The organism is Streptomyces sp. NBC_01551 (assembly GCF_026339935.1).
GTDB lineage: Bacteria > Actinomycetota > Actinomycetes > Streptomycetales > Streptomycetaceae > Streptomyces.
Map to the genome: position 1 here is coordinate 1,008,511 of NZ_JAPEPX010000001.1, position 13,919 is coordinate 1,022,429.

General features: G+C 73.0%; 13 protein-coding genes. 5 read left to right on the plus strand and 8 right to left on the minus strand.

Features of this window, described 5'->3' with window-relative positions; all coding sequences use genetic code 11:
* Positions 1-57 precede the first annotated feature (57 nt).
* Positions 58-438: a DUF1844 domain-containing protein gene (locus tag OG982_RS04405; RefSeq protein WP_266789544.1), complete on the plus strand. Its 381-nt coding sequence runs from the start codon at positions 58-60 to the stop codon at positions 436-438.
* A 67-nt stretch (positions 439-505) separates the two neighbouring features.
* Here OG982_RS04405 and OG982_RS04410 read toward each other — a convergent pair whose 3' ends face one another.
* From OG982_RS04410 to OG982_RS04420, 3 genes are read right to left on the minus strand one after another with little or no spacing between them, the layout of a single operon-like run.
* Entirely contained in the window at positions 506-1,252 is a 747-nt protein-coding gene (locus OG982_RS04410; RefSeq protein ID WP_266947952.1) for an SseB family protein, read from the minus strand.
* Between the two features lie 12 nt (positions 1,253-1,264).
* Positions 1,265-2,461 carry a type VII secretion-associated serine protease mycosin gene (gene mycP, locus OG982_RS04415; protein ID WP_266947954.1) on the minus strand — a complete coding sequence of 399 codons (1,197 nt, stop codon included), beginning with the start codon at positions 2,459-2,461 and terminating at the stop codon, positions 1,265-1,267.
* On the minus strand, positions 2,458-3,204 hold the full coding sequence (locus tag OG982_RS04420; RefSeq protein ID WP_266947956.1) for a hypothetical protein: 747 nt from the start codon (positions 3,202-3,204) through the stop codon (positions 2,458-2,460). The genes mycP and OG982_RS04420 overlap by 4 nt, the downstream gene beginning before the upstream one ends.
* 275 nt (positions 3,205-3,479) lie before the next feature.
* On the opposite strand from OG982_RS04420, the gene OG982_RS04425 reads away from it, so the two are divergent.
* Entirely contained in the window at positions 3,480-4,688 is a 1,209-nt protein-coding gene (locus OG982_RS04425; protein ID WP_266789536.1) for an amino acid deaminase/aldolase, read from the plus strand.
* 211 nt (positions 4,689-4,899) lie between these two features.
* On the opposite strand, the gene OG982_RS04430 is transcribed toward OG982_RS04425, so the two are convergent.
* From OG982_RS04430 to OG982_RS04450, 5 genes are all read right to left on the minus strand, one after another.
* The gene (locus OG982_RS04430) at positions 4,900-5,535 is read right to left on the minus strand and encodes a VOC family protein (RefSeq protein ID WP_266789534.1); all 636 of its coding nucleotides are present in this window, start codon (positions 5,533-5,535) and stop codon (positions 4,900-4,902) included.
* A gap of 172 nt (positions 5,536-5,707) precedes the next feature.
* On the minus strand, positions 5,708-7,009 hold the full coding sequence (locus OG982_RS04435; protein WP_266947957.1) for a haloacid dehalogenase-like hydrolase: 1,302 nt from the start codon (positions 7,007-7,009) through the stop codon (positions 5,708-5,710).
* 143 nt (positions 7,010-7,152) lie between these two features.
* Positions 7,153-7,947 (minus strand): 3-oxoacyl-ACP reductase, encoded by a 795-nt coding sequence (locus tag OG982_RS04440; protein ID WP_266789531.1) that lies wholly within the window; start codon positions 7,945-7,947, stop codon positions 7,153-7,155.
* A gap of 5 nt (positions 7,948-7,952) precedes the next feature.
* Entirely contained in the window at positions 7,953-9,332 is a 1,380-nt protein-coding gene (locus OG982_RS04445; protein WP_266947959.1) for an aldehyde dehydrogenase, read from the minus strand.
* A 56-nt stretch (positions 9,333-9,388) separates the two neighbouring features.
* Positions 9,389-10,753, minus strand: coding sequence for a glutamine synthetase family protein (locus OG982_RS04450; RefSeq protein ID WP_266789527.1), 1,365 nt, complete (start codon positions 10,751-10,753; stop codon positions 9,389-9,391).
* 77 nt (positions 10,754-10,830) lie between these two features.
* On the opposite strand from OG982_RS04450, the gene OG982_RS04455 reads away from it, so the two are divergent.
* The 3 genes from OG982_RS04455 to OG982_RS04465 all read left to right on the plus strand — a co-directional run bounded on the left by OG982_RS04455 (position 10,831) and on the right by OG982_RS04465 (position 13,918).
* Complete coding sequence (locus tag OG982_RS04455; protein ID WP_266789525.1) at positions 10,831-11,577, plus strand: FadR/GntR family transcriptional regulator; 747 nt, start codon at positions 10,831-10,833, stop codon at positions 11,575-11,577.
* A 128-nt stretch (positions 11,578-11,705) separates the two neighbouring features.
* The gene (gene eat / locus OG982_RS04460) at positions 11,706-13,172 is read left to right on the plus strand and encodes an ethanolamine permease (RefSeq protein WP_266789523.1); all 1,467 of its coding nucleotides are present in this window, start codon (positions 11,706-11,708) and stop codon (positions 13,170-13,172) included.
* A 44-nt stretch (positions 13,173-13,216) separates the two neighbouring features.
* Positions 13,217-13,918: a gamma-glutamyl-gamma-aminobutyrate hydrolase family protein gene (locus tag OG982_RS04465; protein ID WP_266947960.1), complete on the plus strand. Its 702-nt coding sequence runs from the start codon at positions 13,217-13,219 to the stop codon at positions 13,916-13,918.
* Position 13,919: the final 1 nt, after the last annotated feature.

Here is a 13,919-nt window from a genome sequence, read left to right on the forward strand (position 1 = left end):
CGAAGTACATACTAGCACCCGCGTTGCAAGGCCGCCGCACGGCATATCGTGTGACACATGACTGACGCGACGCCCCCCATTGACTCCACCGTTTCCGACCCGGCCCCCGACTACGACGCCATGACCCGCGACATCGCGGACGTGCCCGCCGTCGAGGTCATCACCACGGTGGCCGTGCACCTGCTGAGCGCCGCGGCGGTCAACCTGGGGCTCGACAAGCCGGACTCCGAGCACAAGGACCTCGACGAGGCCCGCAAGCTGATCACGGCCCTGGCCGGCCTGGTCACGGCGAGCGCCACCGAGATCAGCTCCTTCCACGCGGCCCCGCTGCGGGACGGCCTGAAGTCGCTCCAGCTCGCCTTCCGCGAGGCCTCGATCGTGCCGGACGAGCCGGGCCAGGGTCCGGGCGAGAAGTTCACGGGGCCGGTGTACGCGTAGCCAGGGGAACGAGAAGAGGGAGGCCGGGGCCTGGCGCCCCGGCCTCCCTCTTCTCGTTCCGCGGGTCCTACGGGCGCGTGTACAGCGGCTCGCCGGGCGGGTTCGGCGCCTCGGCCGGCAGCAGCGCCAGGTTCAGCCCGCGCACCAGCCGCCCGCGCAGGGTCTCGTCGCCGGCCAGCGCCTCGGCGACCCGGCGGGCCGCCGCCTGGGCGGTCTGGGGGTCGCCGGCCAGCGCGATGGCGAGGGTGCCGTCGGCGTCCGCCCCGCCGGGGCCGAGGTGGGCGCGGAGCACGGCGGGCTCCCCCGCCACGGCGGCCCGTACGGCCTCCCGCACGGCGGGGTCGGCCAGCGGGTCCGCGTCCGTACGGCCCTCGGCGAGGGCGCGCAGGGCGGGGCCGGTGAGCTGGTAGGCGACCGGGCCGGCCAGGTCCAGGACGACGGTGTCGGCCTTCTCGTGCGCGGCGGCCTGGAGGGCCTGGTGCAGCGGGACGGCCACCGGGCGGGCCGCCGGGTCCCAGAGCGCGAGCGAGGCGATGGAGGTGAAGGCGGGCAGCGCGCGCCGGTCCCCCGCCTTGAGGGTGGGGACGGCCATGTCGCTGGTCTTCTCGCGCTTGAGGCCGGTCTCCGGGTCGGTCTCCACCTCGCCGAGGACGGCGACGACGGGGACCAGCAGGCGGGCGTCCTTGAGCGCCGCCAGCACCTCGGGCTCCTTGCCCCGGTCCTCGGCCCAGGCGGCCAGGGCCGCGCTCAGCCGGGGGTCGGCGGAGCCGTCGTCGTCGGAGAAGCCGGGGTCGGGGATGTTTTTGTTCGCCACAGTTACCCGACCCTATCCCGGTCCGGGGTCCTGTCCCGGCCCGGGGCGCCGCGGCCGCCGGGCCAGCACGAGGGCCAGCACGAGCAGCGCCGCCCCCGCGGCGGCGGCCGCCGGGGCCCCGAGCCGGGTACCGCGCCCGGCGGCCGGGGCGGGCTCGGGACCGGGGCCGAAGTAGGGCTGCCCGGCGGCCACCGGCGAGGGCAGCGGCCGCTCGGGGCGCAGCGCCTCGGCCGCCTGGAGCGCGGCGACGGGGTCCACCAGGCCGTGGCCCCTGGAGTCGTCGCGTCCGCCGGCCGGGGCGTCGGAGGCGGTGTCCTCCAGCAGCCTCTTGATCTGCGCCGGGGACAGGTCGGGGTGGGCGGCCTTGACCAGGGCGACGGAGCCGGAGACGAAGGCGGCCGCGGCGCTGGTGCCCCAGCCCTCGTAGTAGGAGCGGTCGGGATCGGCGATGACGACGCCGACGCCGGGGGCGCTGACGGTGGCGTACCAGTTGCGGGTGGAGAAGGCGGCCCGGCGGCCGCGCCGGTCGACCGCGGCGACGGCGATGACCCCGGGGTAGGCGGCCGGGTAGGAGACGGGGTCGCCGTCCTTGCCGCTGTTGCCGGCGGAGGCGACGACGACCACGCCCTTGCCGAGGGCGTACTGGACGGCCTCGTCCTCGGCGGCCTCGTGGTGCGCGGACTCGCTGTCGTCGCCGAGGGACAGGTTGATCACGTCGGCACCGTGGTCGGCGGCCCAGCGGATGCCCTCGGCGAGAGCGCCGCCCTTGTTCTCGCGGGCCTTGGCGCGGCCGGGGTCGCCTTCTTCGAGGATCACCCGGACCGGGAGGATCTTCGCCTGGGGGGCGATGCCGAGGACGCCCTGGCGCCGGTCGGTGCCGTGGCCGTGCCCGGCGATGATCCCGGCCATGGCGGTGCCGTGGCGGGCCCAGGCACGGTCGCCGCGACCGGCGCCCATGCCGATGAGGTCGGTGCCGTCCAGGACCCGCCCGGCGAGGTCGGGGTGGGTCGAGTCGACGCCGGTGTCCAGGACGGCGACGGTGACGCCGTCGCCCTGGGTGGTGCCCCAGGCCTCCTCGGCGCGCAGGGCGAGCAGGGCCCACTGGCGGTCGCGGACGATGTCGACCGTGTCGGCGGCGGCGGGGGCCGCGCCGACGCCGGCGAGCAGGAGGGCGAGGAGGAGGGCCGACTGCCGGCGGCGTCCGTTCACTTCTTCGGCTCCGGCACGGTGGCGAGGGCGCGGACGCCGCGCTCCATCCGGTCGGCGACGGCCTGCGCCTCGTGGCCGAGGCCGGCGCGGGCCACGGCCGAGGTGGCGCCCTTCTTCACCGCGTCCGCGGCGGGCAGCGGGGTGTCGAGGGTGCGGCCGTCGGCGAAGGCGGAGACGGCGTAGACGACGACGGGGGCCTCGGGGAGCACGGTCGCGGTCCAGGCGGCGCGCTGGGCGTCGGTGAACCCGTAGGCGGGCGGGGCGGTGAGATGCCCGCGCAGGCCGGCCATGGTGGTGGCGTCCGCGGGGGCGAAGACGAGCCCGACGGCGATGAGGGAGCTGCGGGTCGCGTCCGTGTACGTGGCACGGAGCACGCGGGTGCAGCCGGCGCCGGTCTCGGCGAGCAGGCCCTGCCACTCGGGAGCCAGGGCCGCGGCGCACTCGGCGTCGGGGGCCAGGGCGATCCGGGTCCAGGTCCGGTCGGAACCGCCGGGCCCGGCGGCGGCCCCGTCGAGCACGGGCGGAAACAGACGGTCCACGGGACTCCCGCGCCACAGCGACCCGGCCTTGCGATAGGCGACTTCGGCGCCCACCGCCCGCTCACCGTCCCGGCGCTTCTCCCAGGCGCTCACCCCGGCCCCACCCACGAGCCCGGCCCCGAGCACCCCACACAGCACGGCGGCCACCAGCCGCCGGGGTGCGGCCTGCACGGGCACGTCGGTCTGCTCTGTGGACATGCTCATACGGCGGCTCAGCCCCCCGTTCATCTGCTGCGGCCTCCCCGTACTCTACGTCCGCGCCCAAACCCCCCGCTCCACACCCCAAACCCCCCGCTCCACACCTCGACACCGCCGGCCACCGCGCACCAGCGCCGCGGCGCGCCGACATCGCCGCCGGCGTTTGAGGCGCGGGGGTTGTGGGGCCGGCCCCCGACACCGCCGGCGGCGCGCCGGCCGAGGGGTGAGACGGCGGGTTCCGGGGCCTACCCACCGGTAAAGGGGTCTGGCAAGCTGCCGCCATGAATCCCCCCGCCGGAGGTGACCGGGCCCGCTACGACCGGGCCACCGCCCACCTCGACGCGCCGCTGGCCATCGTCGACCTCGACGCCTTCGACGCCAACGCCGACGACCTCGTACGCCGCGCCGGCGGCAAGCCGATCCGCGTGGCCAGCAAGTCCGTCCGGTGCCGCGCGCTGCTCGAACGGGTCCTGGCCCGGCCCGGGTTCGCCGGGATCATGTCGTACACCCTCGCCGAGAGCATCTGGCTGGCCCGCTCCGGGTTCGAGGACGTCCTGCTCGCCTACCCCTCCGCCGACCGCGCCGGCTTCGCCGAACTCGCCGGCGACCCCAAGCTGGCGGGCGCCGTCACCGTCATGGTCGACGACCCCGCCCAGCTGGAGCTGATCGACCGGTCCCGCGACGGACACGGCACCCAGGAGATCCGGGTCTGCCTGGAGCTCGACACCGCGCTCCACCTCTTCGGCGGCAAGGTCCGCGTCGGCGCCCGCCGTTCGCCGCTGCGCGAGCCCGCGCAGCTCGCGGACCTCGCCCGTGCCGTCCGCGCCCGGCCGGGCTTCCGCGTCGTCGGGGTCATGGGCTACGAGGGCCATGTCGCCGGCGTCGGCGACGCCCTCGCGGGGCGGCCGCTGCGTTCCCGGGCCATCCGCCTGATGCAGGCCGCCGCCCGCAAGGAGCTGGCGGCCCGCCGCGCCGAGGCCGTCCGGGCCGTCCGCTCCGTGGTCCCGGACCTGGAGTTCGTCAACGGCGGCGGCACCGGAAGCGTCCAGCAGACCGCCGCCGAGGACGCCGTCACCGAGATCGCCGCCGGTTCGGGGCTCTACGTACCGCGGCTGTTCGACAACTACAGCTCGTTCCGGGGCCGCCCCGCCGCCCTCTTCGCGCAGCCGGTGGTCCGCAGGCCCGGCGTGGGCGTGGTCACCGTGCTCGGCGGCGGGTACCCCGCCTCCGGCGCGGCCGGGGCGGACCGGCTCCCGGTCCCGTACCTCCCCCAGGGCCTGCGCTACGACCCGCAGGAAGGCGCGGGCGAGGTGCAGACCCCGCTGCTCGGCAGCCCGGCCGACGACCTGCTGATCGGCGACCGGGTCTGGTTCCGCCACGCCAAGGCGGGGGAACTGTGCGAGCGCTTCGACGCGTTGCACCTGATCGAGGGCGACCGCGTCACCGCCACCGTCCCGACCTACCGGGGCGAAGGCCGCACCTTCCTCTAGCCCCCTTAGTCCCCTGGCCCCTGGGTTCTGTCTCTTTGGTCAGCGTCGTGCCCAGAGGAGGAGGGCGGCGAGGTGGAGTGCTGTCTGGTAGGCGATGGCGAGTTGGTGCGGTACTTCCACGCGATGGCCTCGAACCGACCAACCCGTCGAAGAGACACGCGCCGGCCGGGAGGCCCCAGCCGGCTGCTCCCTCGGGGCAGTCGGGCCCCGGTCAGATCGTGACCGGGCCGTGGGCGGTGGCGAACTCGACCGAGACCAGTCCCGGTTCCTCATCCTCGACCCAGGTGACGTCGATCTGGTCGAGGGGGTGGTCGGCCGGTTCGCCGAGGAATTCGGCGATGGAGGCGGCGTCGCCGGCGATGGAGACCCCCTGGATGGTGGTGGAGGTGCGCGGGTCGGCGCTCGGGCGCTCCTCGACGGGGACCGACCACTGAAGGAAGTAGGGCAGTTGCGGGTCCTCCAGCAGCTCCAGCAGGCCGATCTGCTTCCACCTCAGGTCGAACCCGTCGGGGCGGACACGGTGGCCCTCGGCCGAGGTGCGGCCGAGGCGGGCCTCGACCGGGGCGATGTCGTCGACGGAGACCACCCAACCGAGCCAGCCGCCGCCCTCGGCGGCGCGGCGCGCGACCGCCTGGCCGAAGGGTGCGCGGTCGGCGGCGGGGTGGTCGAGTGTGGTGACGACCTCGACGTAGGTGCCGCCGCTCAGCGGGAGAATGAAATTGCGGGTGCCGAATCGCGGGTGCACGCCCCCGTCGACGAACCCGGCGCCGAGGGCCGACCCGATCCACTGGACGGTCGAGACGAAGCTGTCGCGGGCCACCGCATAGGACACGTGATCAAGTCGCACCGCGCCATCATCACCCGACAACCCGTACAAATCCCGACGCCACGCCCGCCGCCCCGGCCACGCCCGCCGCCCCGGCCGCGTCCGCCGTGGATTCAGCCGTGGAGCGGATCGATCATCGTCATCCCGGCGGGGCATGCGGCACCATGCGCACCGCACTTCCAAGAGACAGGCTCTAGCCGCCGAACACCGCGTCCGTCTGGTCGGGGATGATGCTCGTGTCACCCCGCCGGACGGGCCCCGGCGTGCCGTCGTGGTCCACGTACCCGCTCGTCGCGCACGGGTACGGCGCGGCCTTGCGCGACTTCGGCTCGATGAACATCGGGTTCACGATCCACTTGCCGTCGCTGTTGTCGTACGCGCGGCACATCAGCTCGTTCTTGTTCCGGTTGACCACGAGCCGCAGCGCGGTCGCGTCCCGCAGGAACGAGATGTCGGTGTCGGAGTCGCCCGCGGCGAACACCTGTCGCCGCGCGGCCGGCTGGACCTTCTCGGCCGCGGCGCCGCGCACGCCGAAGATCTCCTTGTTGATCCAGCAGCGCTTGCCGTCGATGTACGTGATCATCGTGTCGGCGCCGTCCTCGACCGACCCGCAGCCCCGCAGGTGCGGGGTGAACTTCCCGCCGTAGGAGGTCACGTTGCGGATGCCGATGACGTGGTCCGCGTCGATGCCGACGCCCTCGGCCCACACCTCGACGACCGGCTGCGGCGAGGCCGAGCTGATCCAGACGTCGAAGCCGGCCTTCTGCAGGCCCCGCACGAGGTCCTTCTGCTGGTCGTAGTAGCGGACCCAGCCGGTGGCGGCGGAGCTGCCGACCTGCTGCTTGGCGCCGATCGGCGCCGCGAGGTTCTCGGTGCGGGCGGCGGCCGCGAAGCCGCGGACCTCGCGCGCGGTCCAGCCCTGCATCAGCTGCGGGAGCCAGGCGTAGCCGGGTTCGGTGGTGCGCCGGTCCCAGCCCGCGAAGGCGGCGGCCCCGCCCCGCGTCGCGGCCGTCCCGTAGACGGCGTTGATCTCGTCGGCGCAGCCTGCGCCCGCCGGGGTGCCGGTGGGCAGCGGGTCGCCGGGGTGGGCGAGTGCGCCGCAGGCGTCGGCCAGCGCCCGGGCGGCGGCAGGGGTGAGGAAGCGGCTGGTGGTGGACCAGTCGCGGGCGGCGGGCTGGCGTATCTTGCCGTTGCGCAGCAGCCAGAACATGGTGGCGTCGCCGACGTCGTTCTTGACGACGGTGTTGTCCCAGTCGAACACGGCGACGGGCTTGTTCCGGTTCGGCCGGTACGGGTTGCAGCGGCCGTACTCGTCGATCAGCCGCTGGAGGCGGGCCTGGTTGTCCCCGTACCAGCCGGCCGCGAGCTTCGGGGTGACGCAGTGGCCGCCGGGGCGGGCCGCCTGGGCGGCGGGCGCGGTGGCGACGAGGGTGCCGGCGGTGATCGCGGCGGCGGCGACGGCCTGGAGCCGTCGCGCGGTGCTACGTGGGGTCACTGAGGTGAACGCTCCCTTTTCTGATGAAGATCGTCTCGGACGGTAGAACACGACAGCCGGGCGTCGTGCGACGCCCGGCTGTCGGGGGGATGGAGTGCGGGTGAACGCCCGGGGCCACCCCGGCGCGCCGCCCGCGGGTGCCGCTACAGGGGCGTCACGTACGCGCCGGAGATGCCGCCGTCGACCAGGAAGTCGGTGGCGTTGATGAAGGAGGAGTCGTCACTGGCGAGGAAGGCCACGGCGGCAGCGATCTCGGTGGGCTCGGCGAACCGGCCCAGCGGGATGTGCACGAGCCGGCGGGCGGCCCGCTCCGGGTCCTTGGCGAACAGCTCCTGGAGCAGCGGGGTGTTGACCGGCCCCGGGCACAGGGCGTTGACGCGGATGCCCTCGCGGGCGAACTGCACGCCGAGCTCGCGGGACATGGCGAGCACGCCGCCCTTGGAGGCGGTGTACGAGATCTGCGAGGTCGCGGCGCCCATGATGGCCACGAAGGAGGCGGTGTTGATGATCGAGCCGCGGCCCTGGCGCTGCATGTAGGGCAGGGCGGCCTTGCAGCACAGGTAGACGGAGGTCAGGTTGACGTCCTGGACGCGCTTCCAGGCCTCCAGGCCGGTGGTGAGGATCGAGTCGTCGTCCGGGGGCGAGATGCCCGCGTTGTTGAAGGCGACGTCGACCGAGCCGTAGGTGTCGAAGGCGGTCTTGAACAGCGCCTCGACCTCCTCGGGGCTGGTGACGTCGACCTTGACGAACAGACCGCCCACTTCCTCGGCGGCGGCCTTGCCGGCCGTCTCGTCGATGTCCGCGCAGACGACGTTGGCGCCTTCGGAGGCGAGGCGGCGGGCGGTGGCGAGGCCGATGCCGCTGCCGGCTCCGGTGATGACGGCGGTCCGGCCGACCAGGCGGCGGCAGACGATCTCTTCGTGGGACGCAGTGGTCATGTGTTTCAGGCCTCCGTGCTGATGAAGACGTTCTTGGTCTCGGTGAAAGCGGTGAGGGCGTCGGGTCCGAGCTCGCGGCCGAGCCCGGACTGCTTGTAGCCGCCGAAGGGGGTCCAGTAGCGGACGCTGCTGTGGGAGTTGACGGACAGGTTGCCCGCGGCGACGGCGCGCGAGACGCGTAGCGCGCGGCCGATGTCGCGGGTCCAGAGGGAGCCGGAGAGCCCGTACTCGGTGGCGTTGGCCAGCCGTACGGCGTCCTCCTCGTCCTCGAAGGGCAGGACGACGGCGACCGGGCCGAAGACCTCCTCGACGGCCACGGGCGCGGTGGGGGCGACGCCGGTGACCAGGGTCGGGGCGTGCCAGAAGCCGCGGCCTTCGGGGGCGCTGCCGCGGATCGCCGTGAGGTCGTCGGTGACGTAGGACCGCACCCGGTCCAGTTGCAGCCGCGAGATCAGCGGCCCCATCTGCGTCTTCTCGTCGGCCGGGTCCCCGACGACCACGCCCTCGATCCCGGGCGCGACCAGCTCCAGGAACCGGTCGTACACCGAGCGCTGTACGAGGATCCGGGTCCGGGCGCAGCAGTCCTGGCCGGTGTTGTCGAGGAAGGCCATCGGCGCCGCGGCGGCCGCGGCCTCCAGGTCGGCGTCGGCGAAGACGATGTTGGGGCTCTTGCCGCCGAGTTCGAGGGTGACCCGCTTCACCCGGTCGGCGCACTTGGCCATGATCTGCTTGCCGACCCGGGTGGAGCCGGTGAACACGATCTTCGCGACGCCCGGGTGCTCGACGAGCGCGTCTCCGGCTTCGTCCCCGCGGCCGGGGAGCACCTGGAAGAGGTGTTCGGGGATCCCGGCTTCGAGGGCGAGTTCGGCGAGGCGCAGCGCGGTGAGCGGGGTGGTCTCGGCGGGCTTGAGGATGACGGCGTTGCCCGCGGCGAGGGCCGGGGCCAGGCCCCAGGCGGCGATCGGCATGGGGAAGTTCCACGGGGCGATCACGCCGATGACGCCGAGGGGTTCGAGGAAGGTGACGTCGATGCCCCCGGCGACGGGGATCTGGCGGCCGGAGAGCCGTTCCACTCCCCCGGCGGCGAAGTCCAGCAGGTCGCGTACGTTGCCGGCTTCCCAGCGGGCGTTGCCGATGGTGTGCCCGGCCTCCCGGACTTCCAGCAGGGCCAGTTCCTCGATGTGTCCGTCGACCACCGCGGCGAAGCGGCGCAGCAGCCGGGCCCGGTCGGCGGGGGCGGCCGCCGCCCAGCCGCGCTGCGCCGCGGCGGCCCGGGCGACGGCGGCATCGACGTCGTCCCGTGTGGCGGCCGGGACGACGGCGACGATTTCCTCGGTGGCCGGATTCAACACTGTCAACTTGTCGGGGGCCAGCGCATCGGACACGTGATGCCTCTCAGACGTTCGGTGAGGGTGGCTGCGGGTGGTGGCTGCTCGCGGGGTTACAGGCGTTCGAAGGAGCGGCGCAGCTCCCAGTCGGTGACGGCGGAGTCGTACGCGTCGAGTTCCACGCGGGCCATGTTGCGGTAGTGCGCGACCACCTCGGGGCCGAAGGCGGCCTTGGCGATCTCGCTGTTCTCCCAGAGCTCGGCGGCTTCCCGCAGGGTCGTCGGGACGTGGGCGAAGTCGGAGGTGTACGCGTTGCCGGCGCAGGCCTCGGGGAGCTCCAGCCGGTTCTCGATGCCGTAGAGCCCGGCCGCGACCAGGCCGGAGACGGCGAGGTACGGGTTGACGTCGCCGCCGGGGAGGCGGTTCTCGAAGCGCATCGAGCGGCCGTGGCCGACGACTCGGAGGGCGCAGGTCCGGTTGTCCACGCCCCAGGCGACGGCGGTCGGTGCGAAGGATCCCGGCCGGAAACGCTTGTACGAGTTGATGTTCGGGGCGTAGAGAAGGGAGAAGTCGCGCAGCGCGGCCAGCTGGCCGGCCAGGAAGTGCCGCATCACGGGGGACATTCCGCCCGGTCCGTCACCGGCCATCGCGTTGTGCCCGTCGGCGTCGGCGAGGGAGAGGTGGATATGACAGGAGTTGCCCTCGCGCTCGTCGAACTTGGCCATGAAGGTGAGCGAGACGCCCTCCTGGGAGGCGATCTCCTTGGCCCCCGTCTTGTAGACGGCGTGCTGGTCGCAGGTGGTGAGCGCCTCGTCGTATCGGAAGGCGATCTCGTGCTGCCCGAGGTTGCACTCCCCCTTCGCGGACTCGACGATCAGGCCCGCGGCCTGCATCTCGTTGCGGATGCGGCGCAGCAGCGGCTCGATGCGGCCGGTGCCGAGGACGGAGTAGTCGATGTTGTACTGGTTCGCCGGGGTCAGGTCCCGGTAGTTGGCGTTCCAGGCCTGCTCGTAGGTGTCCTGGAACACCATGAACTCCAGCTCGGTGCCGACCATCGCGGTGTACCCGTGCTCGGCGAGCCGCTCCAGCTGGCGGCGCAGGATCTGGCGGGGCGCGGCCACGACGGGCGAGGCGTCGCTCCAGGCCAGGTCGGCCAGGACGAAGGCGCTGCCCGGGTTCCAGGGGATGCGGCGCAGGGTGGCGAGGTCTGGGTGCATGGCGAAGTCGCCGTAGCCCCGGTCCCAGGAGGACATCTCGTATCCGTCGACGGTGTTCATGTCGGTGTCGACGGCGAGGAGGTAGTTGCAGCCCTCGGTGCCGTGCGCGAGGACCTCGTCGAGGAAGAACTGTGCGGCGAACCGCTTGCCCTGGAGGCGCCCCTGCATGTCGGGGAAGGCCAGGACCACTGTGTCGATCTCACCGCTGGCGACGAGGGCACGGAGCTCCTCGGGCGCGAGCGGCGGCTTGCGGTCTACCACTGGAATCTCTCCTTCGGTGAGCCGAGTGCGCCTAAGGTATTGAATAGAACCATTGCTTGGGAAGGGGAGGAGCCGAGATGACCGATACGGCGAGTGAAGGCGACGCGATCGCGCGGCTGAATCCCGTGCTGCGACAGGTGCGGGCGGGCAACGGTTTCGAGGAGGCGCTGGAGCAGATCCTCCAGGTGGTCCGGCTGGGCCTGGTGCCCGGCGGGGAACGGCTGCCGCCGGAGCGCGAGTTGGCCGAGCGGATGGGCATCAGCCGGGTCACCCTGCGCGAGGTGCTCAAGGTGCTCCAGGACCAGGGCCTGGTGGAGGCCCGGCGCGGCCGCTACGGCGGAACGTTCGTGCTGCCGCGCCCCGACACCCCGGCCGGCGGGGCCGAGGAGGAGCTGCGGCGGCGGGTCGCGAGCGTGGACATCGAGGACGTGCTGCGCTTCCGCGAGGTCCTGGAGGTCGGCGCGGCCGGCCTGTGCGCCGCACAGGGGCTGACCGAGGAGGGCTCCGATCGACTGCTCGGCGCGCTCGCCGCCACCCATGACGCGCCACTGGCGGACTACCGCCGCCAGGACACCCTCTTCCACCTCACCCTGTGCGAACTCGCCGGGTCCGCGACCCTGACCGCCCAGTACGCGGCGGTCAGGGCGTCCGTGAACGACCTGCTGGACTGCATCCCGCTGCTGGTGCGCAATCTGGAGCACTCCCAGCAGCAGCACTCCGCTCTGGTCGAGGCCGTTCTGGAGCAGGACGCCGACGGCGCCCGCGAGACGATGCGCGAGCACTGCTGCGGCACGGCGGCCCTTTTGAGGGGGTTTCTGGCCTGATCGGCTGATTCGCGCCCTTGTGGCGGGGAGGACTTCGTAACCGCTGTTTAACGCAGGGGTCTTGCGCGTTCCACTCCCCTGACGCAAAGGTACGCCTCACAACCATTGCCCTCAGGTAGGAGCGCACCATGGCCGACGACATCGACGCCCGGCTGAAAGCCGTGCCCGAACCCACCACGTCCCCCGGGGGCGACGGCTATCTGGAGCGCCGGACGCTGCGCCGCGGCAGCGCCGGCTGGCTGCTGCTCACCGGTCTCGGTGTCGCGTACGTCGTCTCCGGCGACTTCTCCGGCTGGAACGTCGGCCTCGCGCAGGGCGGCTTCGGCGGCCTCGCCATCGCCACCGTCCTGATGGGCGCGATGTACGCCTGTCTCGTCTTCTCCCTCGCGGAGCTGTCCGCGATCCTGCCGACGGCCGGCGGCGGCTACGGCTTCGCCCGCCGGGCACTGGGCACCTGGGGCGGCTTCCTCACCGGCACCGCGATCCTGATCGAGTACATCCTGGCCCCCGCCGCGATCGCCATCTTCATCGGCGACTACGTCGAATCCCTGAACCTCTTCGGGCTCACCTCCGGCTGGCCCGTCTACCTCGCCTGCTTCGCGATCTTCATCGGCATCCACCTGTGGGGGGTCGGCGAGGCCCTGCGCTTCTCCCTCGTCGTCACCGCCGTCGCCGTGATCGCGCTGATCGTCTTCGCGCTCGGCGCCTTCACCGAGTTCGACGCCTCCAACCTCAACGACATCGCCGTCGACACCAGCGCCGCCGGGGCCAACTCCTGGCTGCCGCTGGGCATACTCGGCATCTGGGCGGCCTTCCCGTTCGGCATGTGGTTCTTCCTCGGCGTCGAGGGCGTCCCGCTCGCGGCGGAGGAGGCCAAGGACCCGGTGCGCTCGATGCCGCGGGCCCTGTCGATCTCCATGGGCATCCTGGTCCTGCTCGCCCTGATCACCTTCCTGGCCTCGACCGGCGCGCGCGGCGCCGACGCCATCAAGGACGCCGGCAACCCGCTCGTCGTCGCGCTGGAGGGCAACCCGAGCCTGTCCTGGCTGAAGACCTTCGTCAACTACGCCGGTCTCGCCGGGCTGGTGGCCTCGTTCTTCTCCCTGATCTTCGCCGGCTCGCGCCAGCTGTTCGCCCTGTCCCGGGCGGGCTACCTGCCGCGGTTCCTGTCCCTGACCTCGAAGCGCAAGGCCCCGTACCTGGGCCTGCTGATCCCCGGCGCGATCGGCTTCGCGCTCGCGGCGGCCACCGGGAACGGCCCGCGCATGCTGAACATCGCGGTGTTCGGCGCGACCATCTCGTACGCCCTGATGGCCCTGTCGCACATCGTGCTCCGCAAGCGGGAGCCGGGGCTGGAGCGGCCGTACCGCACCCCGGGCGGCATCGTCACCTCCTCGGTGGCCTTCGTCCTGGCCCTGTCGGCCCTGGTCGCCACCTTCCTGGTGGACAAGGACGCGGCGTTCATCGCACTGGCCGTGTACGCCGTCGCCCTCGCCTACTTCGCGCTCTACAGTCGGCACCACCTGGTGGCCTCGGCGCCCGAGGAGGAATTCGCGGCCCTCGCGGAAGCCGAGGCGGAACTGTCCCGCGACTGAAACCCTTGCCCTGCCCGACCCGTCTGCTCCCGGAGGTAGAAACCGTGCCCAGGCCGCTCATCGGCATCTCCACCTATGTGGAGGAATCCACCCGCTACGGGGTGTGGGACCTTCCCACGTCCCTCGTTCCCGCCGGGTACTACGAACTCGTCCAGGCGGCGGGCGGCGCGGCCGTGCTGCTCCCGCCGGACGAACCCGGAAGGGCGGCGGAGGTGCTGAGCCGGGTGGACGGCCTGGTCATCGCGGGCGGCCCGGACGTGGACCCGGTCCACTACGGCGCCGCGCGCGACCCCCGTACGGGTGCTCCCGCGACGGTCCGCGACCACTGGGAGCTGGCCCTGATCGAGGCCGCGCTCGAAGCGCGGATGCCGCTGCTGGGCATCTGCCGGGGCATGCAGGCGCTGAACGTGGCCCTCGGCGGCACGCTGCACCAGCACATCGACGGCCACGTCGACACCCCGGGCGCCACCTCCTGGCACCCGGTCCGCCCGGTCCCGGGCACCCGCTACGCGGCGCTGGTCCCGGAGGAGGCGCAGGTCCCGACGTACCACCACCAGGCGGTGGACCGGCTGGGCCGCGACCTGATCGTCTCGGCCCACGCCGTGGACGGCACTGTGGAAGCCATCGAACTCCCCGACCCGGACCGCTGGGTCCTGGGCGTCCAATGGCACCCGGAACGCGACAAGGACACCCGTGTGATGTCCTCGATGATCGAGGCCTGCGCATTCAGCCTGGCCGCCGTCTAAG